The organism is Acinetobacter sp. Z1, from assembly GCF_024296945.1.
Lineage (GTDB): Bacteria > Pseudomonadota > Gammaproteobacteria > Pseudomonadales > Moraxellaceae > Acinetobacter > Acinetobacter beijerinckii.
Window position 1 is genome coordinate 395,614 of the sequence record NZ_CP101115.1, and the last position, 24,687, is coordinate 420,300.

The 24,687-nt window shown below is 37.6% G+C and carries 26 protein-coding genes; 12 read left to right on the plus strand and 14 right to left on the minus strand.

Translation table 11 applies throughout. From position 1 onward, the window contains the following. The first annotated feature begins 95 nt into the window (after positions 1-95). Entirely contained in the window at positions 96-1,505 is a 1,410-nt protein-coding gene (locus NGC85_RS01830; protein WP_254804663.1) for an FAD-binding oxidoreductase, read from the plus strand. A 734-nt stretch (positions 1,506-2,239) separates the two neighbouring features. After that, entirely contained in the window at positions 2,240-3,004 is a 765-nt protein-coding gene (locus tag NGC85_RS01835; RefSeq protein WP_254804664.1) for a nucleotidyltransferase domain-containing protein, read from the plus strand. A 301-nt stretch (positions 3,005-3,305) separates the two neighbouring features. Here NGC85_RS01835 and NGC85_RS01840 read toward each other — a convergent pair whose 3' ends face one another. From NGC85_RS01840 to NGC85_RS01850, 3 genes are all read right to left on the minus strand, one after another. Beyond that, the gene (locus NGC85_RS01840) at positions 3,306-3,620 is read right to left on the minus strand and encodes a putative quinol monooxygenase (protein WP_254804665.1); all 315 of its coding nucleotides are present in this window, start codon (positions 3,618-3,620) and stop codon (positions 3,306-3,308) included. Positions 3,621-3,632: 12 nt separating this feature from the next. Beyond that, positions 3,633-4,223 carry an NAD(P)H-dependent oxidoreductase gene (locus NGC85_RS01845; protein ID WP_254804666.1) on the minus strand — a complete coding sequence of 197 codons (591 nt, stop codon included), beginning with the start codon at positions 4,221-4,223 and terminating at the stop codon, positions 3,633-3,635. A gap of 108 nt (positions 4,224-4,331) precedes the next feature. Beyond that, positions 4,332-5,204 (minus strand): DUF4349 domain-containing protein, encoded by an 873-nt coding sequence (locus NGC85_RS01850; protein ID WP_254804667.1) that lies wholly within the window; start codon positions 5,202-5,204, stop codon positions 4,332-4,334. Between the two features lie 182 nt (positions 5,205-5,386). Between NGC85_RS01850 and NGC85_RS01855 the strand changes: the two genes are divergently transcribed. Beyond that, on the plus strand, positions 5,387-5,758 hold the full coding sequence (locus tag NGC85_RS01855) for a hypothetical protein (RefSeq protein WP_254804668.1): 372 nt from the start codon (positions 5,387-5,389) through the stop codon (positions 5,756-5,758). A gap of 363 nt (positions 5,759-6,121) precedes the next feature. Continuing rightward, positions 6,122-7,357 carry an MFS transporter gene (locus tag NGC85_RS01860; protein WP_254805527.1) on the plus strand — a complete coding sequence of 412 codons (1,236 nt, stop codon included), beginning with the start codon at positions 6,122-6,124 and terminating at the stop codon, positions 7,355-7,357. Between the two features lie 20 nt (positions 7,358-7,377). On the opposite strand, the gene yccS is transcribed toward NGC85_RS01860, so the two are convergent. The 4 genes from yccS to NGC85_RS01880 form a co-directional block, all read right to left on the minus strand. After that, complete coding sequence (gene yccS / locus NGC85_RS01865) at positions 7,378-9,528, minus strand: YccS family putative transporter (RefSeq protein WP_254804669.1); 2,151 nt, start codon at positions 9,526-9,528, stop codon at positions 7,378-7,380. Between the two features lie 228 nt (positions 9,529-9,756). Then, positions 9,757-10,338 (minus strand): superoxide dismutase [Cu-Zn] SodC, encoded by a 582-nt coding sequence (gene sodC / locus NGC85_RS01870; RefSeq protein WP_254804670.1) that lies wholly within the window; start codon positions 10,336-10,338, stop codon positions 9,757-9,759. Positions 10,339-10,444: 106 nt separating this feature from the next. Beyond that, complete coding sequence (locus NGC85_RS01875) at positions 10,445-11,539, minus strand: AI-2E family transporter (RefSeq protein ID WP_034710925.1); 1,095 nt, start codon at positions 11,537-11,539, stop codon at positions 10,445-10,447. Between the two features lie 121 nt (positions 11,540-11,660). Continuing rightward, positions 11,661-12,305: a ParA family protein gene (locus NGC85_RS01880; RefSeq protein WP_005059827.1), complete on the minus strand. Its 645-nt coding sequence runs from the start codon at positions 12,303-12,305 to the stop codon at positions 11,661-11,663. Positions 12,306-12,436: 131 nt separating this feature from the next. Between NGC85_RS01880 and NGC85_RS01885 the strand changes: the two genes are divergently transcribed. Beyond that, positions 12,437-12,910: a Holliday junction resolvase-like protein gene (locus tag NGC85_RS01885; RefSeq protein ID WP_005059826.1), complete on the plus strand. Its 474-nt coding sequence runs from the start codon at positions 12,437-12,439 to the stop codon at positions 12,908-12,910. Here NGC85_RS01885 and NGC85_RS01890 read toward each other — a convergent pair. Further along, positions 12,907-13,542: a class I SAM-dependent methyltransferase gene (locus NGC85_RS01890; protein WP_254804671.1), complete on the minus strand. Its 636-nt coding sequence runs from the start codon at positions 13,540-13,542 to the stop codon at positions 12,907-12,909. The two genes, NGC85_RS01885 and NGC85_RS01890, sit on opposite strands and share 4 nt — an antisense overlap. 168 nt (positions 13,543-13,710) lie before the next feature. On the opposite strand from NGC85_RS01890, the gene NGC85_RS01895 reads away from it, so the two are divergent. Next, positions 13,711-14,274: a hypothetical protein gene (locus NGC85_RS01895; protein WP_005052107.1), complete on the plus strand. Its 564-nt coding sequence runs from the start codon at positions 13,711-13,713 to the stop codon at positions 14,272-14,274. Between the two features lie 70 nt (positions 14,275-14,344). Here NGC85_RS01895 and NGC85_RS01900 read toward each other — a convergent pair whose 3' ends face one another. Together NGC85_RS01900 and NGC85_RS01905 are read right to left on the minus strand one after the other, a co-directional pair. Beyond that, on the minus strand, positions 14,345-14,920 hold the full coding sequence (locus tag NGC85_RS01900; RefSeq protein WP_254804672.1) for a hypothetical protein: 576 nt from the start codon (positions 14,918-14,920) through the stop codon (positions 14,345-14,347). Positions 14,921-14,937: 17 nt separating this feature from the next. Further along, positions 14,938-15,720 carry a class I SAM-dependent methyltransferase gene (locus NGC85_RS01905; RefSeq protein WP_254804673.1) on the minus strand — a complete coding sequence of 261 codons (783 nt, stop codon included), beginning with the start codon at positions 15,718-15,720 and terminating at the stop codon, positions 14,938-14,940. Positions 15,721-15,840: 120 nt separating this feature from the next. Here NGC85_RS01905 and NGC85_RS01910 point away from each other — a divergent pair, with 120 nt between their 5' ends. Continuing rightward, entirely contained in the window at positions 15,841-17,112 is a 1,272-nt protein-coding gene (locus tag NGC85_RS01910; protein WP_254804674.1) for a hypothetical protein, read from the plus strand. Positions 17,113-17,168: 56 nt separating this feature from the next. Here the strand turns inward: NGC85_RS01910 and NGC85_RS01915 are convergent, their stop codons facing one another. Further along, positions 17,169-17,765, minus strand: a complete 597-nt coding sequence (locus tag NGC85_RS01915; protein WP_254804675.1) for a hypothetical protein — start codon at positions 17,763-17,765, stop codon at positions 17,169-17,171. A 574-nt stretch (positions 17,766-18,339) separates the two neighbouring features. Between NGC85_RS01915 and NGC85_RS01920 the strand changes: the two genes are divergently transcribed. Beyond that, complete coding sequence (locus NGC85_RS01920) at positions 18,340-18,651, plus strand: hypothetical protein (protein WP_169109342.1); 312 nt, start codon at positions 18,340-18,342, stop codon at positions 18,649-18,651. Between the two features lie 72 nt (positions 18,652-18,723). Next, a complete protein-coding gene (locus NGC85_RS01925) occupies positions 18,724-20,079 on the plus strand; it encodes a S8 family serine peptidase (RefSeq protein ID WP_254804676.1) in 1,356 nt (451 codons plus the stop codon). Positions 20,080-20,167: 88 nt separating this feature from the next. On the opposite strand, the gene NGC85_RS01930 is transcribed toward NGC85_RS01925, so the two are convergent. Both NGC85_RS01930 and NGC85_RS01935 read right to left on the minus strand, forming a co-directional pair. Continuing rightward, the gene (locus tag NGC85_RS01930; RefSeq protein WP_254804677.1) at positions 20,168-20,587 is read right to left on the minus strand and encodes a hypothetical protein; all 420 of its coding nucleotides are present in this window, start codon (positions 20,585-20,587) and stop codon (positions 20,168-20,170) included. Positions 20,588-20,804: 217 nt separating this feature from the next. Beyond that, a complete protein-coding gene (locus tag NGC85_RS01935) occupies positions 20,805-21,224 on the minus strand; it encodes a hypothetical protein (protein ID WP_254805528.1) in 420 nt (139 codons plus the stop codon). A 206-nt stretch (positions 21,225-21,430) separates the two neighbouring features. Between NGC85_RS01935 and NGC85_RS01940 the strand changes: the two genes are divergently transcribed. Genes NGC85_RS01940 through NGC85_RS01950 form a run of 3 tightly spaced genes read left to right on the plus strand, consistent with a single transcriptional unit; the run spans position 21,431 to position 22,543 of the window. After that, positions 21,431-21,877: a hypothetical protein gene (locus NGC85_RS01940; protein WP_254804678.1), complete on the plus strand. Its 447-nt coding sequence runs from the start codon at positions 21,431-21,433 to the stop codon at positions 21,875-21,877. 51 nt (positions 21,878-21,928) lie between these two features. Next, positions 21,929-22,342 (plus strand): hypothetical protein, encoded by a 414-nt coding sequence (locus tag NGC85_RS01945; RefSeq protein ID WP_254804679.1) that lies wholly within the window; start codon positions 21,929-21,931, stop codon positions 22,340-22,342. After that, positions 22,343-22,543 (plus strand): hypothetical protein, encoded by a 201-nt coding sequence (locus NGC85_RS01950; RefSeq protein ID WP_254804680.1) that lies wholly within the window; start codon positions 22,343-22,345, stop codon positions 22,541-22,543. It abuts the gene before it with no gap. A gap of 42 nt (positions 22,544-22,585) precedes the next feature. Here NGC85_RS01950 and glyS read toward each other — a convergent pair whose 3' ends face one another. After that, positions 22,586-24,652, minus strand: coding sequence for a glycine--tRNA ligase subunit beta (gene glyS, locus NGC85_RS01955; protein WP_254804681.1), 2,067 nt, complete (start codon positions 24,650-24,652; stop codon positions 22,586-22,588). Positions 24,653-24,687: the final 35 nt, after the last annotated feature.

Below are 24,687 nucleotides of genomic sequence, written 5' to 3' on the forward strand. Positions count from 1 at the left end.
TTTGGATATTTCGATGCCGATATTAATAAGGGATTGAAAAATATTATGTTGTTATCCAAAAGCTCAATATCTACTTCTTGCTAGGCCTGTAAACGATGAATGCTTCAGTCGATTTGACACCTGAGTTATTAACCCAATTAACCGCAATTGTGGGTGAAAGCCGTATTAAAACCGATGCTGACAGTTTAGAAAATTGGGGACGAGATCATACTAAACATTTTGATCCGAACCCATCAGTCATCGTTTTCCCTTCAAGCACTGAACAAGTGCAGTCGATTGTAAAACTTGCCAATCAATTCAATGTTGCGATTACGCCATCGGGTGGTCGTACAGGTTTATCGGCTGGTGCTGTGGCGAATAATGGCGAAATCGTAATTAGTTTCGACAAGATGAATCAGATCTTGGAGTTTTTGCCAGCCGATCGTATGGTTCGCGTTCAAGCAGGTGTGGTGACTGAACAATTGCAAAATTATGCCGAACAACAAGGCATGTATTACCCAGTTGATTTTGCATCGACAGGTTCTAGTCAGATTGGCGGAAATATTGGAACCAATGCAGGCGGTATTAAAGTTATCAAATACGGCATGACACGTAACTGGGTGCTTGGCTTAACGGTTGTGACGGGTAAAGGCGATATTTTACGTTTAAACAAAGGCATGATTAAAAATGCGACGGGTTATGCGTTGCAACATTTGTTTATCGGTGGTGAAGGCACATTAGGTTTGGTTACAGAGGCTGAGATTAAACTTGAGCGTCAACCACAAAACCTACAAGTCATGGTATTGGGTACGCCTGACTTTGAAGCGGTGATGCCTGTATTACATGCTTTCCAAAAAGAAATCGACTTAACTGCATTCGAGTTCTTTGGTGAAGTGGCAATGCAAAAAGTCTTGGATCGTGGGCATGTACAACGTCCATTTGAAACAACTTGTCCATTTTATGTGTTACTCGAATTTGAAGCGCCGTATGAGCCGATTATGGATAAAGCAATGCAGATTTTTGAGCATTGCATGGAGCAGGGCTGGGTGATTGATGGCGTAATGAGCCAAAGTTTAGAACAAGCTCAAAGCTTATGGCGTTTACGTGAAGATATTTCGGAATCTATTGCACCGTATATTCCATATAAAAATGATATTTCAGTGTTGATTACGCATGTACCAGCGTTTATCTCAGAAATTGATGCGATCGTTTCACAAAACTATCCAGACTTTGAAATCTGCTGGTTCGGTCATATTGGTGACGGTAACTTGCACTTAAATATTTTAAAACCTGAAAACTTAACTAAAGACGAATTCTTTGCGAAGTGTCAGGTGGTGAATAAATACGTGTTTGAGACTGTGAAAAAATATGATGGTTCGATCTCTGCCGAGCATGGTGTGGGGATGACTAAGAAACCATATTTAGAATATTCACGTTCGCCTGAAGAAATTAAATATATGAAAGCATTGAAATTGGCATTTGACCCGAATGGGATTATGAACCCAGGCAAATTATTTGATTTGTAATCGAGTTTAAGAGGTATATTTAAATATATGCCTCTTTTATTTTTTATGAGCTAAATTTTCGAAATAGGTCATCATCACAGTATTAATCCCACCGAAGCCCCAATGTCGAGTGTTAATAAAAATCCTTTTCTCATTAGATATCTTACTTTCGATAGAAATACCATTTAGAAAAATACGATATCCTTTAATATCTCGATAAGAAATTTTTCTTTGTCCGAAGATATTGGTCTTTATAATATGATAGTTATCGAATTTGACTTTTTTAATACAAATATCGCTATAAGTTAGTATAAGAAGTACAAGAAAGGAGAAACAGCCTAATCCCCAAATCAATTGGTAGTTGTGACTTTCATAAGTAGATATTATTTTTATAAGAAATAAAAGTAGAAGAAATTTAGTACATACAAAAAATGGAAAAAGTAAAACCTTAAAAATTAAACTTACTTTAAACTCAAGACTATTTAAATTTCTATAATTATTGCTCATTTCAATATTCATTCTAGGGGCTGTCCTCATTTGATAAAATAGCTCAAAAACGGCTATTTACATGCTTGAGATAGAATATTTAACGACCAAAATGCTGTTTTGTTGAACAAAATGCTGGCTGATTTGCTTCGTTAAATGAAATGAGAACATGCCCTAATTAATTTAAATGCTGATCTAAAAAAAGGCTTTAGATCAGAGTAGGACTTCATTATGATAACAGAGTATCTAAACATACTGACTCTAATAAAATGAACATCCATCACGAAATTGAAAAACTATTTCAACAACGCCAAGACCTTCCATTGTTTTATATTGAAAGTGGTAGTCGTTTATGGGGTATGGCTAGCCCTGACAGCGACTATGATGTACGTGGTTTTCATTTGCCGAGTAAAGACCAATATTTTGATTATAAAAAGTACCGTGATTTAATCGAAATCATGGATGGTGATTTTGATTTCGTTTCTTATGATCTCGACAAAATGTTTGGCTTATTGGCAAAAAGTAACCCAACGGTATTGGAATGGGTCAGAGCACATATTGTATATTTTAATGCTTTTCCAGAATGGCAAACTTTTCGTGATGGATTACTTGAGCGAATTGACTATAGTGCGCTATATCATCACTATTTATCGCTGGCGAAAGGTGGTATGAAAGTGATGCAAACTGCGGATAATTTTACTTATAAGAAAGTATTTTATTCAATTCGTGGTTTGATGTCGGCAGAGTTAGCAACCCAAGAAGTCATGCCTGAATTATTGATCACTGATTTATTTGCACAAGTTGATTCAAATGATCCATTACGTCATTGGGCAGAGGATTATTTGGAAATTAAAAAACAGCAGAAAGAAAAAGCCCAACTTCCAGAAGTGGAGCAAGCAGCGATTCTTAATTTACTGGAGACCAAGATTGAGCAATTAGCCGCCAAAGAAATGCAAAAAGCTGATCGTCGAGAGAGCTTAGAATATTATTTAACGGAATATAGCCGACATTTGAAGCAGCATTATTATCAGTAAAATTTTTTTACTCACCATCTTGGTTGGACTTATATATTTTCCAATTCATTGAAAAATGATTATCTTAGCGGGGTCTTGCCGAGTGCTCATCTAATTTCAGGATCAGCCTGCGGCTCGCCCTACTTTGGTTTCGCCCAAAGTAGGCAAAGGCATTGTCATCCGCAAAACTCGTTGACTACCATCAACTAGTTTAATAAATCGCAGAAACATCATTTTATTAATGAAGTCCTGTCTCAAACAGTTGCGGATGACGTTTCCGAGTATCATATTATTTTCGAACTCAGGTTAACAGTTTTATCGGTTAAATTTCGCTTTCCAAAATACGCACTTTGACATCTGCCACATGCGCTTTTGTCGCTTCAAAATGCTTCAGCATATGTGCCGTTTGCATATGTGCTTCAAGGTGAGCGGTACTTTCCCATTGTTCTAACATCACAATGCTATTTTCATCTTGCGTCTGCATAGCAATCGCTGGCAGATGATCAATCAATGGGGCATAACCGTGACAACCATCTTCTGCCAATACAGTTGGAATGATTTTTTGGAAAGCATCTAACACTGCTTGGCGGTGTTCTGCACCTGCATGTGTCTGAATTTCTGCAATAATTGTCAACATAGGATTTCTCTCTTAATGGGCAGTCGCAAAAAGCTGATCTAAATGTGCTTTATAAGCTTCGATGTAGCTTGGGACATCAGGCATTTTGATTACATCATTCACGATAAATGTAGGTAATGATTCCATACCCAAGAATTGATTGGCTTTATGGAAAGCTAAATACACGCCATCTACACCTACGCCGTGAAAGAATTGGTCAGGATCAGTGAACGCTTCCATTGGTGCGTTCCATGTCAACGACAACATGTATTTTTTACCTTGAATCAAGCCACCTGAACCATACTTTTTAGAAGCATCAGAACGGCTACGTCCATCGCTTGCGTAGAGGGAACCATGACCAATCGTAAATACATCATCAATATATTTTTTCATCGTCCATGGCGCACCCATCCACCAGCCTGGCATTTGATAGATCACCACATCTGCCCATAGATTTTTTTCAATTTCAGCTTGAATATCATAGTCACTGTCGGTACGTGTTACTTGTACTGTATGACCTAAGGCTTTTAAATGCGATTCTGAAAAGTCGGTCAGGGTGTCATTCAATTCACCATTTGAGTGAGCGAATTGTTTCGCGCCATTAATAATTAAAATATTGCTCATAAAATTAAACTCAAAAATAGATTTCTAAAACTTGAGTGCATTTTAGAGAATCTATTCATGAGTAAAAATGCGCAAATAATCAAAATACTATTGATCAAAAATCAATAATTAGCTGTTTTGTTTTCTAGATTTATAGGCTTTACGAATAAACCAAACTGCAATAATCACAATGAAAAATGCCCAAAATTGAATCAACCATATGACGGTTTCTTTAAAATACGATAATCCAACTTTGAAGGCTTGAGCGATTCGAGTGAGTAATGGATCACTGTCTAATGTTGCAATGCGATGAATATTTAAGTCTTGGCTTTTACGAACTTTAGGCTGTTGGAAAAACTCTAAACGAATGGTGCTATATGCTAGACGATCTTTAACTTCCATATCAGTCAGTTGTTGCAGTTGATTATTGACTGTATTTGATGCGCTATTACTTTGATTTGCGGTATTGAGTTTTTCTTCTAATAGCTTTAACTCATAGCGTTTTGCTTCGTAACTCTGCGTATTAAAATTCAACATCAAAGGCAGCATATTGTTTAAGAAACTTGTGACCTGAGCATTTGGAATACGTACCGTCAGTTGTACTGTTGGTGTGATTTTTTCATAAATATCCACTGTCCCATCAATGCGATCATGTTGAGAACGGTCACTCACTTGATAATCAATTTGCTTATTTTCAATATAGCCGTTGTACTGCAATAACTGCTGTTCAAGTGTAGATGTGGTTTTTAATACATCCTTTACTTCAAAGCGTAATTCAGCACTTTTAATCAATTGACGATTTTGTTCGAGTGCACTTTGTTGTGTGCTCACAAGCTGTTCAGGGTTTTTTGCTGCATTCGCTTGAATTGATTCACTATTGGGTGTCGCACTTTCCGCTGCTACAGATGCATCGCTTGTCATGCCTTCTTCTTTTTTTGAACAGCCGACAATCGCAGTACTTAATATTAAAATAAACGTTAGTTTTTTTGCTAAATCTGACATGAGTTCATGCTCAATATGTAGTGGTATAAATGTTTTAAATTTTGTGCTTTTGGTTACTTATGATGCTGGTCAAATGATTGATAAATACAACAAATCTCACATAAGTCCCATACATTTTATTGCTTTGAAATTCAATTTTGCATAGTAGCATAGTTGCATGTGGTAAATAGGATAGGTACAAAATGCATAAACTTTGGATGATTTTAGGATGCGGAATTTTTTTAACAGCATGTAATCAGCCCGTTGCTCAGTCACAACAACAAGCTGCTGTGCAAAAAAGTACAGCAATGCATGCGGTACTACTTGATCAGCCCAATTTGTTTCATGATGAAACTAATCTCAAAATTGATCAGCAATTTAATAGCGCTGAAAATCCTACCGATGCTGAGATTACCGTTGAACAAGCGCAGTTAGATGATTCTGTCGCTGCCGTTCGCACTGAATATCAGTTAAAACGCGATCAAGAGATTTGGAAAGTGGTGAATAAAAAACAAAGTTATCAATGCGCAAGAGGGGAAAACACCAATACTTTTCAGTTTGAATTGTGCTCTTAAACCTGAGCTGTAATTTGGTGCTGGATAAAACATAGACAAAAATGTGGATAACTTTTTGGTTATTCACATATCCATACAATTGATTTGCTTTGCTTAAATTGCGGTCATTTTTAAAAAGTGCTAAAGTTGCGCTTGGCAATTTTGCCAATAGGTAAAACTTTTTACCAATCTCACGTAAATAAATTGTTTTCTAAATACACCTTGTGAATACGGTGTTTTCACACTTTTACATGCGCTCTCACTGCATGGAAATCAAAATTTAATTTAAATCAAAACCATAAAATGATGTGGTGCGGAATCTATTTTCTTTTTTTCAGGAAAGTAGACGGCACACGAATTGGTTATTTTTGTGAATACAACATGATGACGAATAATCAAAGCATGACGTTAAACCGTATAACGCTCATGTTTCCATTGGCTTTAGTGCTATTTGAGTTTTCAGTTTATATCGGTAATGACTTGATTCAGCCAGCGATGTTGGCGATCACAGAGCAATTTGCAGTTAGCGCAACTTGGGCACCATCTTCAATGTCATTTTATTTATTGGGTGGTGCTAGTGTCGCTTGGTTACTAGGACCACTTTCAGATCGGCTTGGACGTAAGAAAGTCCTATTGGCCGGTGTCGCTTTTTTTACGATTTGCTGTTTGTTGATTTTATTGACCCATAATATTCAACAATTCCTGACCTTGCGCTTCTTGCAGGGTATTGGTTTAAGTGTGATATCAGCAGTTGGATATGCGGCAATTCAAGAAACTTTTGAAGAGCGTGATGCTATTAAAGTCATGGCATTGATGGCAAATATCTCCTTGCTTGCGCCTTTGCTTGGACCTGTATTAGGCGCGTTCCTGATTGATTATGTGTCATGGCACTGGGGCTTTGTGGCGATTGCTTTTATTTCTTTTCTCAGTTGGTTTGGCTTAAATAAATTTATGCCAGCCTCGCAAGAAAGTCGTAAACAAGCGAAGCAGCCCTTTGGTTATATCTGGGATGATTTCAAACAAGTCTTTAGTAATCGCCAATTTTTAGGTTTAAGCGTTGCATTACCGATCGTAGGAATGCCACTGATGCTGTGGATTGCTTTGTCGCCGATTATTCTTGTGGATGAATTAAAGCTGAGCAGTGTGCAATATGGTTTAGCGCAGTTTCCTGTGTTTTTTGGTTTGATTGCAGGTAATATTGTACTGATCAAAATTATGGATCGTTACGCACTTGGTCAAACCATTTTAATGGGTTTACCGATTATGCTAGTAGGTACTTTATTTTTGATGCTTGGCGTGATTTGGCAAACCTATTTAGTACCTTGTTTGCTGATCGGTATGACATTAATCAGTTTTGGTGAGGGAATTAGTTTTTCAGTGATTTATCGTTTTGCATTGATGTCTTCTGAAGTATCGAAAGGAACGGTCGCAGCTGCGGTTTCAATATTGATGATGGTGAGCTTCTTCTCAATTATTGAACTTGTTCGTCTGCTTTACACTTACTTCCATATTTGGGCATTCGTATTGACAAGTTTTGCTCTGATAGCTTTTTGGTTTGGCATACCTCGAATGGTACTTAAACAATATATGCAAACAAGGCTGCAACAAGGCATTAATTAAATAGCGTTGAGCTAAACGCGCTACTTAATTTCTAGTTCAAGTAGTTTATTTTTTAACATCACCAATTCGGGCAGAGTCTCAAGCAATAGCGTCATTTGTTTTAACAATAGTTGCTGTTGTTCTGAGACTTGAGCCATTGAATTTAAATGATCAATTTCGTTAAACATCTCTTCGATGTGTTTTTCTGGAAGCGCTTGCCTTTCGATTAGTGTTTGATTGAGTAATATTTCACTCTGGTCTAATAGCTTCAAAATATCTTGATCTTGAATTTGCACACGTTGATGACCCAACGCGGATACATAACTCAACTGGCTATGACTATAGACCAAATAGCGAAATGCGTGGTGAATGAGCTCTTGGTTTGGTTCAGGTTCAGTACTCAAACTAGAAATCATATTGGATAATTCAATCTGAGCATTATGCGCTGCACGACGAGCTTTTCGATACTCAATATCGTTGGAGCGACCTTGATGATATTGCTGGACAACTGCATGTAAATAATTGAGCGTTGCTTGACTGCTTTTGCGGATATTTTCAGGGATATTTCGGAAATTCCAATCGGGCCATATGAAGTTAACCGCTAGCCATGCGATTGCACAGCCGATCAACGTATCAAAGATACGCGGTAAAATAATACTGAAACCTGCGCCTTTTAAATTGAAAATTAACAACACCATTAGCGTTGCCATAACTGTTGCGAGTGTATATTTCTTTTGACGCAAATAGAAAAAATACACTCCGCAAATTACGGTAATAACCAATTGACCTTCGATGCTGGGTACAAAATAAAGAACGGGCACACCTAAAAGCACACCCAACAACGTGCCAATCGTTCTTAGTTTTAAGCGACTTTTGGTGGCAAAGTAAGTGATCTGACAAACGAATAAACTGGTCAATAAAATCCAATACCCATTTTTTGCAAAAGGCATCAACGACACTGCATAACCTACCGCAAACACAATGGATAAGCGAATTGCGTGACGAAATAAAGCAGACTGAGGACTTAGATGTTGTTTGAGTTTTAACAATAAATCCTGAAAGCCCTGAATATCCTCATCCAGTAGGTTCAGATGAGCTTGTTGATGCTGTGTAGATCGTATTTCGATGTTTTGTTGAAATTGCAGTTGAGCAAATTGTTCATGAATACTTTTTAAATTATTCAGAATCAGTTCTAAGTTTTTAACTTGCAGATTATGTGGGTGCTGAGCAATCCAGTCTTGCATGGATGCTTCAAGTTGGGCAAGCGCCACATCAGCGAGTGGACTGTTTTGATAAGTACTTTTATGTAGCAAAGCCTGACTCAGTTTTTTGCAGGCAGTTGCTTGTAGAAACATATTTTTTTGGATACGAAAAATTAAATCACTACGGCTAAAATTCTGATGGATTTTTTCATAGTGCAAATAATTAGAGGTGACTTGTTCATGAATATCTTGCGCAAAATAATATAAGTTTAGCCAATAGATGCTGCTGTTATTGATGCGGGATGATTTAAGCCGAGAAAGTAAGGATTGTTTTGCTTGATTTAGACTATTCACCACTTGGGCATTTTTTTGTGAGAGTTCAAACAACAGTGCTTCAACATTGTCGACATTATCAGGATCAAACAGTTTGGCTTTGCTCTGTAGCAGCTCACCCATTTCTTTGAAAATCGTTGAAATCTTCTCCTGCAAGGGTAGAGTTGGTCGAATCATAAAAAATAAGATCGAGGTCAATCCGTACCAAACAGCACCGATAACAAAATAACTGGGTTGCTGATACCAATTGGCATATTCACCTAGACCAAACATGGTGTAAATCGAAAGGAGAATCGTACCAAATGAAATCGTCGCATAACGTTGACCTAAAGCACCCATGAGAATCAGTGCTGCACTCGACAGGCTAAGGTAAACGATAAACCAAAATTTATAAGGTGCTAAAAATTCTAAAATGGTGCTAACAGTAAAGAACAGCACACAGACATAGACCAAATTGCGTAGCCGAATACTCAGACGATCATCGAAGTCTGTAAGGGCAGCCGCGATTGCGCCTAACGTGACAGGAATAATGAATTGACCGAGTCCCAATCCATGCAACACCAATGTGGTGCCTGTCAACACAATCAAAATTTGTAGGCAATACAATAGAATGGAGTTCGATCGAACTCGATTGAAAAGATGATAAGGACTATTCACGATTGTATTACTTCAACGAGTGTTTTAATCATCATATAGCCTTATAGTGTAGGTAAAATGATGTGCTGATCAAGATATTGAGCCAATTTTCGAAACCATTTTTGTTGATTTTTCACTTAATAAAACTAAGCAAGATTCGTGCTCATCATCTATTTATATTCATTACTATAGATAAATTAATTGAATAAAGTCATAAATTGTGGATATCTTTTGAGATACCCACACTCTTTATTTGATTACACCGCAGGCAATTCTTTCCCCACCGCCACCGAGTGGTTTCGGTGTGTCTGAATAATTATCTCCACCTGCATGAATCATAATTGCACGTCCCTGAATATCTGATAGTTTTAATCGAGGTGCAATAACAGCTTGAGTCGCAAAACCTTTTTCATTGACAGTGAGTGCAGGTAAGTCACCTAAATGACCATTTTTTTGTGTGCCGTGATGGGCAATATTGTCAGGATTGTAATGACCGCCCGCTGCCAGTGCTGCGCCCATTTTTCCATCTTTCATTGCAGCTTCACATGATGGTTTCTCGTGAATATGAAAACCATGTTCACCCGATGAAAGTTTCCATAAAGCAGGGGTGATAATCAGTCCATTTGGACTATCTTGGAAGGATACTGTGCCAATCGAAGCACCTATACCATCGGCGCTAACCAGATAGATCGGGATTAAATATTTATGATCGGAGCTAGTAGGCTGTTTCTGAATTTTCGCGGCATTATTGTCGAGAGGAATAGATGAGCATGCACTGATACTCATCATGATTGTGGAAAGAATCGAACACCGTTTGAAGCTTGAAAGCATTGCGAATTATCCTTATCTATTGTCTTTATCTATTCGATTCAAGCAAAGAATGTGATAACTCGCAAGTCAGATTCATCAACAGACGATAAGTGGTATCGACTAAGCTTTATTTTGTTTCTATTGGTGCTTCGATTTCAGCAACAGGTTCGGGAATGTTTTCATGTAACCATTCACGCCAGATTGCCAATAAAATCGCCAAAATGACTGGACCAATAAACAGACCGACTAAACCAAAACTGGCAATACCACCCAATACACCAAACATAATCAAAATGAATGGAATTTGCGTTGCACCTGAGATGACTAAAGGACGAATCACGTTATCCGAACTACTCACGATTAGTAATCCCCAAACGATAACACCAATAGCTTCTACGGTTTGTCCTTGAGCAAATAGCCACAGGCCAACACCTAGATATGAGATTGGTGTGCCAAAAGGGATCAATGCCAAAATAAAGGTGACAATGGTGAGTAGCATTGGGTTAGGAACACCCGCAACAAAATAACTTAAACCAGCCAATATAGCTTGAGCAACCGCAGTTAAACCCACCCCATAAACCACAGCACGTGTTGTTTCAGAAATCGTATCAAGATAATGATGGACACGAGGACCGATCACCATTTCTAAAGCACGACTGACTTGCGCCAAAATCAGTTGCCCATCACGATAAAAAAAGAACAACGTCATGATGGCAAAAGTAAGTTTCACCAAATTACGGCTAATTTCGCTTAAGACAAAACGACCATAACTAAGATGTCCTTGAATCCACTCAGCAACATTTTTTGCAATGCTATTCGGGTCTGCACTTAACTCATTGACGGTACGACTGATGTCTTTACCGATAATAGGGAGATTTTTAATAAAGTCAGGCACTTGGATGTGACCTGAGAATAATTGTTTTTGTAAATTGAAATATAAATTCCGACCTTCGAGTTGTAGCATAAAAATAGCACAAACAAAGGGAATACCGATCACCAGAATGACTAAGGTAATCATGATTGTTGCATTTAAAGTCGGGCGATTTTCACCAAAAAAACGACGTTGTACCCATAGATATACAGGCCAAGTCATATAGGCAATAATAGCTGCCCAAAGAACAGGCACAATGAAGTATTTGAGAATACTAAATCCCAAAAACATTAAAACAAAAAACAGTCCAAACAATAAAACGCGTTGTAAAGTTGGAGCGTATTGTTGCACCATAGTTTTCTCTAGTGCCAAAAAATAATTGAAAACATATTAACTGAAAAACACGTTCAGTGAAATTTTCACCATACGATTTCAATATTAATTATCAAAAGATTAGCACTGATCATACTGTTTAGAACCATTCGCTGGGATCGTCGACTAACTGATTTAATACAGGTTGCCATTGTGTTTGGATCGACACAAAATTTTTCTGAGTTTTATCAAAGACACTGAGCCCTTGCATGGCTAATGTGCCATATGCACTGCGTTCAGAAATCCATGCGACAGGTTCTTGTTCTATTTTGTTAAAAAAGTCCTGAATATCCTTAGAACTCGCACTATTGGATTTGACTCGGTTTGCAATCAACAAGATTTGTACTTTACCCTTACGAATACGTTTGATGTCTTGTAAGTGTTTTAAGAAACGACGTGTACTATCTATATCAAAAAATGAAGGTTGTAATGGCGTAACGATTGCATGCGCTTCACTGACCAGTTGTTCAGCATGTTCACCTGATAATGCACCTGGTGCGTCAATAATTAAATAATCTAAATTTTTAGGTGCTTCACCAATTGATTTTTCATGTCGCCAGTCAAGACTTTGGATATTGGTGACAGTATCTGGACGTTGCTTGAGCCATTGTAATGATGATTTTTGGTTGTCTGCATCTGCAAGTGCAACTTTATAGCCCTTCTGTGATAAAGCTGCTGCGAGTGTAATTGCCGTCATGGTTTTACCACAACCGCCTTTCTGATTTGCAACTAATATTGTCTTCATGGAATTAGATTTTTTAAACGTGGATTTTATATTCAACTATACCTTAGCATCTTTTTTATAAGAGTGTGTTACACATGACAAAAGTTTAATGTTGCAGTTAAATAGCAGCGTTAACGAATAAGGAATGTTATATGTCAGTTTGGCTTGCCATGTTAATTGGTGGATGTATTGGTGTTGTGATCACCACGATTATTTTGTCGAGCAGTCGAAATGGTCGTATTCAAGCTGAATATGAAAAATATATTGCTGAATTAGAACTTGAACATAAACAAGCATTATTAGATGCACAAAAACGTAGTGTGAATACCAGTCGTGCAGTCTTAAAAGGAAAAATGGCTGAGCAATTTGCGCCGATCTTACCTGAATTTCAATATCTGCCTAGTGATGCCAAATTTCTCGGCGACCCTGTCGATTATGTCGTGTTTGACGGTTATACCGATTTTCGTGATGGTGATGGTCGTGCTGAAGATATAGAAGTCATTTTATTAGATATTAAGAGTGGGGGAGCACGCTTAAGCAAAGGGCAACAGGCAATTGCTCAAGCGATACAGCAAGGTCGAGTCCGCTTTGAAACGCTAAAAATTGATTTTGACAGCTCACTTTAAGCTGTCATCTCGCATTTTTGTACTCTTGCCAATAACATTTTTTGTGCAATAGTAGGAATACCTTCCGCATCAAAATAGTCTTTCACGATGAACTGAAAATTTGCCTGTAAAACATGACGTTCAATATCACGGTTTAAATGACAACCATCAGCTATTCTTTTTTGAATTGGCGTCAATAACGTTTGTAATGATTGTATTTTAACTGAATCTGGATGCTTAACATGCTCAAGCAGGTGAAAAGTGCCTGTTGGTTTTAACACCCGATGAATTTCAGCCAATGCTTGATCTAGTTGAGGAATGCTACACAGCGTCCACGTCGAAACAATATGATCTAATGATGCATCTGCAAAAGGCAGTTTCTCAGCACTGGATTGCACATGTTTAATATAGAAAGGAGCATGTTGAACACGCTCCACAGCCAACTGATAAATATCTGGATTAGGCTCGAGTGCGTATAAGCTATCTACATTGCCATAAAAAGGCACATTTAAGCCTGTTCCAAAACCAATTTCGAGCACCTCACCTTCAATTGGTAGCAATAACTCTCGACGTCGATCCATCAAACTTGCTGTTTGCATGACTTGATTGAGTAAATGCGGAAAAATACGACGTTGATAAAATTGGTAAAGCATAGGCATCCATTCAATATTCAAAAGAAAGTATAAAAACTAATAGCACAAAAATATGACCAAACTGAGTTTGATTGTTACTAAAAAAAGCACTTTTTTTCATCGTCTCAGCATACTATGAAATGAAGCAGTTGCTCAAAATTTTACTGGTCGTTTGAGGATGATAAAACCATGAATAAACGTCTATGGATGAGTTTATGTATGGTGGTTGCAATCGGGCAGACCCATGCATCAACTTCGACAGTTGAATACAATATTGCCAATGGTTTATCCCCTGTTGTGAAGTATCAGTCTATCTCGGTATTAAAACCTTTTGATGGTAATTTTCGTATTTTAGGTTCAAAAGTCTATCATGATGATGAACAAGCAAAATTTTCACCTATTGATTATGCGGTGAGTCTAGGTCTATTTGCAGAACCAGATATCGCACGGACAATTTCAGTACGTCAATATGATCGTTATTTAAATTGGAATATGAAAAAATTACCTGTTCCACCCGATCAAGCATTAAAGCTGGTGTCAAATATGCACATTATTCCTGCTAATCCTGAAATTGCAAAACAAATAAAACAGGTGAAACGCGGTGATTTGGTCAACTTAAAAGGAGAGTTGGTTGAAGTGCGCGATAAGGATTTAGTTTGGACATCTTCTCTCACTCCTGGTGGAGTCGGTGATGGAGCTTGTGAGTTATTTCGAGTCAATTCAATAGAATGGATTGAAAAACAAAAGATTTAAACTTATTGACTAAATTGAAAATTCTTAATGATAAAAGGGTCTGCACAGACCCTTTTTTTACAGCAAATATTTATTCAGTTTGCATTTTAGTTTCCGATGTTTGAGTACTTTTCCAATGATGCAATTGACTTTGCGCATGTAAATATTCATTAAGATGATTGACTTGTTTATTGGCATCTACCTGCTGATTATTATTTGCCAAAGTCGCTTGGTCTAAATTTTTGGCTTGCTGTTCCCAGTAATCATACAATAAACCTTGAATATAACGACCTTGCTCAGTTTTCAGTTCAAGTTGTTTGAGCATGGTGAGAGCAGATTTAATATTATCTTTTTGGCGTTGTTGTTCAAATTCTGGTGTGAGCGTATTGGCTTGTTTCATCTTCGCCAGTTCAATTTCCATACTGTCACTCATTTCAGTAAAACGAGTGTCATAGTCATCTAAGATCGTAATATCATGTCCATCATCAGGTGTGCTTGGAAACTGCTTAATCGGTGTTTGATTCAGTTGACCAATTGCATCCGTGCTCGAGTTGGTTTGGCTTTTATTCTTGGCTGCGGGTTCTTTATCTTTATTACATGCAGTCAGTAATAGTGCTGAACTAAGGATACAACCAATCGCAAATGTTGTTTTAAATTTTACGTTCATAAATAAACTCGTTTTAATCATTCAATGGGCATTTTCTGAAAGTGATAAGCATAAGTGATATAAGGAAAACCTATCTGATCTTGCGCAGTTAAGCCTGTAAAATCAAATACTATTTGTTCAAATCGCGCTTTTAGCTTTTGCTGCTCTGCAACGCTCATCGCTGCAATAAAACTGGTCGATAGTAAACGCTTACTGACCACTAGCTCTACGGTACCTTGATGGATTTGTTGGAATGTATTCAAGCGCTCAAATTTAAATAAAGACTGATCCTCAAAAACTTTTTTCCATTGCTCACTATGATAACGCGGTGTATCACCTTCCAAAGGCGCTATTTCATCTGCAAGGGCCTTAACCCAATCGACTTGAATATCACGTTGATTCCAAATTAATCCCAAATGACCTGCTGGGCTAAGGACACGGTGAATTTCTTTTAATGCATCAAGATTTGCGAACCAATGAAAGGATTGAGCACATACAATTGCATCAATTGTACCCGTGTTTAAAGGCAACTGTTCGCTCGATGCTTGAACTGACCTTATTGTGGGATAGTTTATTTGCAGTTGTTGTAACATTTCAATGACGGGGTCGACCGCGATCACTTTGGCTTGTGTCTGAATTAAAAAAGGTAAGAATTTGCCAGTCCCACAACCGAGGTCAACAACAGTGGAATTTTCTCCTATTTGGAGCTGATCTTGCAGCCAAATGGCTGTTTCTTGTGGGTAACTGGGGCGAACCTGTTGATAGAGTTCTGCCCCTAAGCTAAAGCCTTTTTGGGCAGTAGGATGCAGGGATTGTGTCATTTTTTGCGCTTTTTAATCTGTCTTATCTCTATAAAATAAGATACTCCGCAATTATGGTTTGGCAAAAGCATCATTTGGTGACTTTTTGATACAAGCTCAGGAACAATTTTTAGTGTGAGCATGGACAAGCAAATAATATTTGAAGATGAACATATCCGCGTTATTTTCTTAAAAGGTTCAAGTGACACTTTGGTGATTTCATTCGGTGATTTAATTAGCCGTGCCAAAGGCATGTCGATTAATGCTGAAAAATCGCTGATCAAATATCAGTACAACGTGATCGGCATTATGCCGAAGCAAAAGTCTTGGTTTCCAAAAACCAGCATGTTAAACATGCAGCAGCAGATTGAACCGATTTTGCAGCAATTTAAAGGCATTGTCGGCTATGGCGGCTCCATGGGTGGCTATGCTGCTATCAAGTATTCAAATTTATTGAATATGCAAAAAATTGTGGCTTTTGTTCCGCAATACTCGATTGATCCAAATGTGGTTGAAGATCGCCGTTACGCCGAATTTTTTGATGCCAATATTCATCAGGATATGCAGATTCAATCAGATGAAGTTGATTCATCACGTGAATATATCATCGTCTATGATCCATACTATGCAGAAGATAAAGAGCACTTTCTAAAGATCCAGCCTTTATTGCCTAAAATGCATGTGATTCATTTGCCTTTCACGGGGCATGAAGCATTGTCTGTTTTGGCAAGCTCAGAGCTTTTAAATGATTTTGTTGAAAAGCCTTTTGAAATTACCTATTTCAACAAACGTGTTCGTGAAGTTAAAAAACAGAGTAAATTTTATTATCGTCATGTACTAGATGCATTACTGCCGAGGCATCATCAAGCTTTACTGAAAATATTGCAAAATAATGATTTTGAACTCGATGAGCGTTATTTTGATGCGCATATGAAGCAAAAACTCGTTCAGCAATTATTCAAGTTAAAACAAGGCACTGAACAGAATTTACGTAAGCTAGGTGCACATCCGCATTTTGTACAGCAAACCCATTCAGTTTCTCCTGCAATCAAAACAGGCAGTGATACTTTTTTGGTGTTTAACTTAGTCAGTCTAAAGCTTGAGACTTATGATTTAGAAACAATCAATGCAAATTTTCATTATCTGTTGCCTTTAACGCCGAAATTAAATGCTGTGCTTGAGCTTGTGCTCAACCATGAAATTTATGTGCTGACCATGAATGATCGTGGCATTCATAAATTAGTGAAACAGGGTGAAGCATTGGCTTTAGATCAATCTCTATTGCTCTTTAAGCGTTATGCTGAATATTGCAGTTTAAGTTATAAGCAATTGACGCTGAATTGCGATCAATCTGGATTTACGCATTTTATCGAACATAGTCCAGATGAGCGTACTCATTTAAATATTGGCTAAATAAAAAGCCCTTTGAAATATCAAAGGGCTTTTTTTTAAAACAGTTTGATGAATAGTTAGTTAGCGCCAATTTTTGCATTGGTATTTACATTCGCATTTACACCCAATACTTTCACTCCAACATTTGCACCAGCTTGAGCTTGTTTATTATTGGCATTTAAGCCTGTTTGGGTTTGAACTGATGAGTTACCAAGATGTACGCCTGCTTGGGTATTAACACCGATTGATTTCGGATTATTTTGACCTTGTTGATAACGTTTCTTTGCATCAGCTCTTTTTTCAGTAGCAAAAGCTTGGGCATCTCCAGCTTTGTCTACCGTATAGTTTTTGGTGTTTTTTAAGGTTTCACCTGTTTTATTAACAACATGTGAACCGACATTACCGACAGCAGTAACGGTTTTTTGAGTCGCATTGACACCTGTATTTACAGCGCTGTGACCGACATCATGTGCGACATGACCAACACCGTGAGCTACGTTTTCGACGCCTTGAGCAGTATTTTTAGCAAGTCCAGTGACGCCTTTAATCAAACCGCCAGATTGAACATTGACTTGTGCTGAGCCATTGGCATTTACCCCGACATTTTGTGCAAAAATTGAAGCAGATGCCAGAAGCGTTGTTGTCACGATAGCTGTTTTGATCATTTTTTTCATTGCGATTTCCTTTAAAGATGTGCCATGTTGGGGCACTTCATGAACGCAAATGCATCATATCGATGAAAAAGGGGAAAGCTATGGATTTCAGCAAAAAGTTACATGTAGATTACAACTGAAAAACACATAAGATGTAAATTGTGGAGATAAAGCACTTTAATAACTATGTGAAAAATATACTTTTATAAGTGATTTTTAATTTATAAAAATTCAAATTAAAATTGATAAAAAGCAAATAAATTTAAAAAAGTAACTAGTGAATATATAAGCATAATTTAAATTGGTTTTTTTAAGTGAAAACTGGCATTTTTATTGCTTGGTATAAAAAATACTCTACATTATTTTGATTTATATGTTGTGTCAGGTGGATACAGAATTTTGTATTTCCAACATTTGATGAGGTGAATAAATCATTATGAATGAAAGATCATGATACTTTTTTAGATTTTCCATCTTCGAGGTTTTATTTTATTGATATGAAATAAATGTGAATATTAAAGTAATAATTTTGATTTTTTAGCTCGTTTGAGTAAATAACTTTGTGATTGTTAGTAAAAAGCATCGGAGAAATTAAATGAAAATGATAGCGGCTTTTTTACTTGTATTGATTGGTTTGGGGGTATTGGTGATGTATTTCCAGCCCTCAGATCCCTTAACTTCTTCCGATGATCTGTATATTCATCAGATCAAAGATGACCATCTCGAAACTACACCGCAACACTTAAACCAAGAGGAGGCGCAAAAAAAACAAGTTACGACAGCAACATTGTTAAATCAAACTAGAAAAACAAAAGAGGAGGTTCCGTTTTATGACACCAAAAGTGATCCTTCGATACAACCGATAGATCCTGATAAAGATCCAGCAAATGAAATCAAAACACTTTAATAATCTAATGCTCTTTATCCGAGAGTTTTAGTGATTCAAAAGTTCTTTACCCAAGAACAATGGAGATTGAAATTGATAAATAAAACGTTATTTTTACTAAGTTTATGTGCTTTATATACCACGTCAACTTCTGCTGCGACACTTAACGCAACTCAATTAAAACAACGACTGAGTTCAAGTGCGATAAGTAAAGTTGCGCAAGGAAAAATTGATGTTAATGCATTGGTCAGCAATGAGTCGAATGATTTGCTGATCGAATATGATATGAACTCTGCCAGTATTCCCTTAGGTTTAGAGAAAAGATCATACATTGCAGACGGGAAAACCCGATTTAAAAATAAATTTTCACAAGAATCAGGTTTCCAAACTTTGCGTGAATTCAATGGTTTGCCATTGGGCTTATACCGAATTCAAAATCGAGAAACTTTAGCAAAAGTGCTCAATGATCCATCTGTTAAAGGCGTTTATCCGAATCGAAAAAATACCACCACCACAATGGAAAGTCTCCCTTTGATCAATCAGCCTCAGACTGTAAGCAATGGTTTTACAGGTGAAGGATCAAGCGTTGTGGTGATTGATACAGGTGTGAATTATAAGCATAGTGATTTTGGTTGTACTGCAATCAATACGCCTGCTGCAAGCTGTCGCGTTGTCTATGCTTTCGATAGTGCGCCCGATGATGGCAGTTTAGATGATAATGGTCATGGGAGTAATGTCTCAGGCATCGTGTCTAAAGTTGCCACGAAAACCAAAATTATTGGCATTGATACCTTCCGCCGTGTTCGCGTGAATGGTCAGTGGGGCAGTACTGCTTATGACAGTGATATTTTGGCGGGGTTAAATTGGACTGTAAATAATGCGCAAACATATAACATTAAATCAGTGAATTTAAGCTTGGGTGTACCAGGTGTGAAATATACTTCCGAATGTAGTAACAGTAGTTATAGTACTGCTTTTGCAAATGCTCGTGCTGCGGGTGTCGTGCCCGTGGTTGCTTCGGGTAATGATGCATTTTCAGATGGGATTTCGTCACCTGCTTGCGTGGCAGGTGCTGTACGTGTAGGTGCTGTGTATGACAGTAATATTGGCAGTGCATCTTGGGGTAATCCGTTAAAATGCTCTGATCCAACCACTGCTGCAGATAAAGTGACTTGCTTTAGTAATGGCGGTTCGCTTGTAACTTTACTTGCACCTGGTGCAATGATTACAGCGGGTGGTTATACCCAAGGTGGAACTTCGCAAGCTGCACCACATGTTGCGGGGGCAATTGCTTTACTCCGTGCTAATGGTGTAAGTCCAACAGAAACCATTGATCAAACAGTGAATCGTTTAAGAGCAACGGGTAAATTAGTCACCGATACTCGCACTGGCTTAGTATTCCCACGTATAGATCTATTGGCTGCAACCAATGGACTCACATCAAATTAAGATTAATTTTTTATAGTTTAAATTGATCCAAAAATATTTGAAAAGCCATAACTCGTTGCAAATGAACATTGTTGCAACGAGTTTTTATTTAAGTTGATTCAATACATTTTGCTAAATTATTGTCCTTAAAATTACTTTGCAGTTTCTTAAAGTTGGCTTGTACTACAGCGTCTTGTGTATCAAATGCAGTTGATGTTTTCGCTTCAGCTTCGGCGTCTTTGTATTGTTGTGTACTTGAGTTTGCTGAGATCAGTCCATGTTGATTGAAAATCCAATGTTCTATAGCTTGTCCGCCATCAAAGTATCCAGTGAACTCAATTAAGCAATTATTGGATTGCTTAATCAGTTGAGCCTTATTGTTTTTGGTTGACGGTGTTGCTTCGATATTTTTAACTTGTTCTAAAATATGAGGAGAAGATGCACTTTTCGCTTGATAGGTAGAACATGCAGAAAAAGTAAAACTGCTAACAATTGATAATAAAGCAACTTTTAATGGTGTTAAGCTCATTTATGAATTCCAGTTCAATTAAATTCTTTTCAGTTTGTCGACTTAATTCGTGAAGTTCAACCAAGGTTTTGAGACAACACTGTAAATTTAGGCTCGATTATTTATAAGTCATATCAAAGCTATTTTCGTCAAACCGTATAGTGTAGTGAGCAAGCTCAACGTGGTTTGATTCAATACTTCGCTATAAAAAAACCTCTACTTAGTAGAGGTCATAAAATTAGTTTTTTGAGGGCTGACTGAGTTCAGCTCGTTCAATTGGGACATTACCTTCATTGGTACCAACCACTGCATCTTTAGTATCTTGCCATTTTTTAGCAGTGTACTGTTTGGCTTTTTCAGTTTGGGCTTGAACAACCTCAGATTGCTCTTCAGTATATTTCTTGGTGTCTTGCCATTTTTCACCAATTTTTTGAGAGGTGTTTTCAGATGCACCTTGAATCGAGCCACCTAAGTTTTGTAGCCCTTTGCCTGTTTTATACAGCAATACACGACCGATGCTAGGGTTATCACCATAAGGGAGTGTTTTTTCTGCTGTTGCAGTGTTTGCATTTGTGGCTGTTGTATTTGTTTCGGTTGCCCAGAGAGAAGACGATGCGATTAGTGCAGTCGCTAAACACAGTGCAGGTATTTTTTTCATCATCTTTTATCCTTTTGGCAATAATGTTGCAATTCAAGTTTTATAGCTTAACGTTGAATGGATAAAAATGGCACTAAAAATACATGTTGGAGTAAATTCTATACATATTATTGTATGATCAAACTATATTTATATTATTGTAATTAGTTGTTAAAATTGTTTTTCTTGCAGAATAATATCTAATGTTTTTATATAAAGGAGGGGGGATGGCATATATAGAAAGATTCCATAATTTTTTAAAATCTAAAACTTTTAAAGTAATAACGGCTTTTGTAATTGCTATAAATGGTTATTTATTATTCTGTTTTGGTAGTGATGATCAGCAAACTTGGTTAAAAAGTTATTTTGGAACTTTTGGTGAAATAGTTGTAAGTTTGAGTGGTTGGATTGTCTTTTGCTCTTTGCTGTTGGGGGGAATCTATCCAATACTAGTTTCATGGCTACAAGAAAAAGTTGATAGAGATAATTTAAACTCTAGCTATGCTCTAGTGCTTTTAGAAACAATTGAGTCAGTTGTTGAAGAAAAACGAAAGAGGTTTGCGAGTGCCGTGAAAACTCTAACCAATAATGGTTCATCGTCACCTACTTGCTCTAAGGTTTTTAATACGATTACTCAGCCAAATAAGCAAATAGAGAGTATTCTTGAAGCATGAGAACTTTGTTTTAAACAGCTTTATCCTAAAGAATATTTTAAAATTGCTTTAATGGGGATTGAAAATAATACTTTGAAAGATTGGGTTTATTTTTTGCCCTATACAGCAAAACCAAATACTGATATAAATGATTTGAGGCATAGCGATAGTACAATTTCACATGCTTTGAGATCTAAAACACTAATTGTTGTTGAGGATGTTCAAAAAGAATTAGCAAAAGCAAATAACAAAAAATATATTAAAGGGAGTACTAGAGACAATGAAAATTGGTCACAACTTTGTTATCCTGTAAAAAGTATCTCATCAAATGATGTAATTTTCATTATTTGTATTGGCGCAAAGGAACCGAACTTTTTCCAAAATAATCCAAGTTCTCTTGCATCATATGAATGGTTACTAAGTTTTTTCAGCTCAAGACTTGCTTTAGAGCATTCACTAGCTGAATTAAAGGAAAAGGCTCATTAAATGACTATCGTAGAAATTAGACAAGCCACTGGGAAAAAACCAGCCGCTGCATGTGTTCTAGATTCCGAAAAAGACTTAAAACATATTGAAATGCAGAATCGTATTGTAAATTTAAATAAGCGATTGGTATTAGCTTCTCGTTCTATAGATCAATTGGAAAAAGAAAGAAGTACCCTAAAAACTAAATTTCGGTTCTATTAATAAAAAACCCGCTTTAAAGCGGGTTTTTAAATACAAGCTTAATTAACCCTGCAATACACTTACATCAGCAATCGCCGTAAACAAATCACGCAACTGAGCCAATAAACGTAAACGGTTGGCTTTTAACTCCGCATCGTCTGCCATGACCATTACACCTTCAAAGAAAGCATCAATTGGCGCACGAAGTGCTGCAAGCTTAGACAACGCTTCTGTGTAGTTACGTGCCACAAGCAATGGCTGAACCACAGGCGTGAGTGCAGACAACTCTGCATAAAGCGCTTTTTCAGCAGCTTCAACTAGATTCGCTTCAACCACAGCACCTTCAGGCGTTGCTTCTTTCGCAAGAATATTGGCAACACGTTTATTTGCCGCAGCCAATGCAGCCGCTTCTGGCAAAGTACGGAAATGATTCACCGCAGTCACACGCTTATCAAAATCAAGTGGAGATTTTGGTGCAAGTGCTTGTACCGCTTGAATCACATCAACCGCAACGCCTTGATCTTCATACTTAGCACGGTAACGACCTTCAAGGAACGCAACGGCATCTGCACGTGTCTTGTCATGATCTTTAACCACATCGCCATAACCTTGAAGCGCAAAGTTCACCAGTTCTTCAATCGTCACATCGAGTTCATTTTCAATGATCAAACGTAAGATACCGATTGCAGAGCGACGTAATGCAAATGGGTCTTTAGAACCTGTTGGCGCTTGACCAATACCAAAAATACCGACCAATGTATCTAAACGGTCCGCAAGGGCAATGGTTGTACCGGTTTGGGTTTGTGGTAATACATCGCCTGCAAACTTAGGTAAATACTGCTCACCTAAAGCTTCAGCAACTTCATGATTCTCACCTTCAAGGCGAGCATAATACGTGCCTGCAATACCTTGAAGTTCAGGGAATTCACCCACTAGTTCAGAGGTCAAATCACATTTAGCGAGTAACGCTGCTTTTTCAGCATCGGCTGCATTTGCACCTGTAATTGGTGACAATGCTACAGCTAATTTAGCAATACGTTCTGATTTGTTCCAAAGCGTACCCAATTGTGCTTGGAATACCATATTCGCGAGTTTTTCTTTACGCGATGCAAGCGGTTGCTTTTGATCTTGTAAGAAGAAGAATTCTGCATCTGACAAACGAGGACGTACAACTTTTTCATTGCCTTCAATAATTTGAATCGGATCTTTCGACTCAATATTTGAAATTGTGATGAAGTAAGGCTGTAATTTACCTTCAGCATTGATCAAACAGAAATACTTCTGATTGTCCTGCATCGTGGTAATCAATGCTTCTTGAGGAACTGCTAAATAACGCTCTTCAAAAGTCGCACGTAATGCCACTGGCCATTCAACCAGACTTGTTACTTCATCAAGTAAGTTAGTTGGCACAATCGGAGTCGCATTGACTTCATCAGCTAACTTTTTCACTTGATCTTGAATGGTTGCTTGACGCTTTTCAAAATTTGCAACCACATATGCTTTTTCTAAAGCAGCGAGGTAGTCATTTGCATGTGCCAAAGTCACTGCTTCAGGCGCATGGAAACGATGACCATAGGTCACATTACCTGCTTTATGATCTTGAATGGTTGCTTCAACCACTTGATCATCTTTCAGTAATACCACCCATTTCACAGGACGCACAAATTCAGTACGGCTTGCCGCTGAACGCATACGTTTTGCGATAGGTAAGTTATCCAATGCGGCTTGTAAAATTTGTGGCAGTAAAGCATCAAGGCTTTGACCTTTCACATCTTTCAAGAAGCAAACTTTTTCAACTTTACCTGCTTGGAACGTCGAAAGTTGATCAGCCGTAATGCCTTGACCACGCATAAAGCCTTCAAGTGCTTTAGTCGGTTTGCCTTCTGCATCATAAGCTGCTTGAACAGCAGGGCCGTCAAAACGCTTTTGTGTATCTGCTTGAGCCGCATCAATATCGACAATTTTCAAGGCTAAACGACGTGGCGCAGCATAAGCTTCAACCGCGGCAAAATTTAAGCCTGCATCTTTTAAGCCTTTTTCCGTTTCTGCTTTTAAAGCATCACGTAAAGTTTTTAAGCTTTTGGGTGGAAGTTCTTCACAGCCCAATTCAAATAGTACGGTATGTGTCATTTCAAATGTCTTCTAAAAATATTTATCTGTCATAA

What these genes read in the sequence shown, in the direction of transcription:
- NGC85_RS01830 (WP_254804663.1), top strand. Translation starts at nt 96, where the DNA reads ATGAATGCTTCAGTCGATTTGACACCTGAGTTATTAACCCAATTAACC.
- NGC85_RS01835 (WP_254804664.1), top strand. Translation starts at nt 2,240, where the DNA reads ATGAACATCCATCACGAAATTGAAAAACTATTTCAACAACGCCAAGAC.
- NGC85_RS01840 (WP_254804665.1), bottom strand. Translation starts at nt 3,620, where the DNA reads ATGTTGACAATTATTGCAGAAATTCAGACACATGCAGGTGCAGAACAC.
- NGC85_RS01845 (WP_254804666.1), bottom strand. Translation starts at nt 4,223, where the DNA reads ATGAGCAATATTTTAATTATTAATGGCGCGAAACAATTCGCTCACTCA.
- NGC85_RS01850 (WP_254804667.1), bottom strand. Translation starts at nt 5,204, where the DNA reads ATGTCAGATTTAGCAAAAAAACTAACGTTTATTTTAATATTAAGTACT.
- NGC85_RS01855 (WP_254804668.1), top strand. Translation starts at nt 5,387, where the DNA reads ATGCATAAACTTTGGATGATTTTAGGATGCGGAATTTTTTTAACAGCA.
- NGC85_RS01860 (WP_254805527.1), top strand. Translation starts at nt 6,122, where the DNA reads ATGACGAATAATCAAAGCATGACGTTAAACCGTATAACGCTCATGTTT.
- sodC (WP_254804670.1), bottom strand. Translation starts at nt 10,338, where the DNA reads ATGCTTTCAAGCTTCAAACGGTGTTCGATTCTTTCCACAATCATGATG.
- NGC85_RS01880 (WP_005059827.1), bottom strand. Translation starts at nt 12,305, where the DNA reads ATGAAGACAATATTAGTTGCAAATCAGAAAGGCGGTTGTGGTAAAACC.
- NGC85_RS01885 (WP_005059826.1), top strand. Translation starts at nt 12,437, where the DNA reads ATGTCAGTTTGGCTTGCCATGTTAATTGGTGGATGTATTGGTGTTGTG.
- NGC85_RS01890 (WP_254804671.1), bottom strand. Translation starts at nt 13,542, where the DNA reads ATGCTTTACCAATTTTATCAACGTCGTATTTTTCCGCATTTACTCAAT.
- NGC85_RS01895 (WP_005052107.1), top strand. Translation starts at nt 13,711, where the DNA reads ATGAATAAACGTCTATGGATGAGTTTATGTATGGTGGTTGCAATCGGG.
- NGC85_RS01900 (WP_254804672.1), bottom strand. Translation starts at nt 14,920, where the DNA reads ATGAACGTAAAATTTAAAACAACATTTGCGATTGGTTGTATCCTTAGT.
- NGC85_RS01905 (WP_254804673.1), bottom strand. Translation starts at nt 15,720, where the DNA reads ATGACACAATCCCTGCATCCTACTGCCCAAAAAGGCTTTAGCTTAGGG.
- NGC85_RS01910 (WP_254804674.1), top strand. Translation starts at nt 15,841, where the DNA reads ATGGACAAGCAAATAATATTTGAAGATGAACATATCCGCGTTATTTTC.
- NGC85_RS01915 (WP_254804675.1), bottom strand. Translation starts at nt 17,765, where the DNA reads ATGAAAAAAATGATCAAAACAGCTATCGTGACAACAACGCTTCTGGCA.
- NGC85_RS01920 (WP_169109342.1), top strand. Translation starts at nt 18,340, where the DNA reads ATGAAAATGATAGCGGCTTTTTTACTTGTATTGATTGGTTTGGGGGTA.
- NGC85_RS01930 (WP_254804677.1), bottom strand. Translation starts at nt 20,587, where the DNA reads ATGAGCTTAACACCATTAAAAGTTGCTTTATTATCAATTGTTAGCAGT.
- NGC85_RS01935 (WP_254805528.1), bottom strand. Translation starts at nt 21,224, where the DNA reads ATGAAAAAAATACCTGCACTGTGTTTAGCGACTGCACTAATCGCATCG.
- NGC85_RS01940 (WP_254804678.1), top strand. Translation starts at nt 21,431, where the DNA reads ATGGCATATATAGAAAGATTCCATAATTTTTTAAAATCTAAAACTTTT.
- NGC85_RS01945 (WP_254804679.1), top strand. Translation starts at nt 21,929, where the DNA reads ATGGGGATTGAAAATAATACTTTGAAAGATTGGGTTTATTTTTTGCCC.
- NGC85_RS01950 (WP_254804680.1), top strand. Translation starts at nt 22,343, where the DNA reads ATGACTATCGTAGAAATTAGACAAGCCACTGGGAAAAAACCAGCCGCT.
- glyS (WP_254804681.1), bottom strand. Translation starts at nt 24,652, where the DNA reads ATGACACATACCGTACTATTTGAATTGGGCTGTGAAGAACTTCCACCC.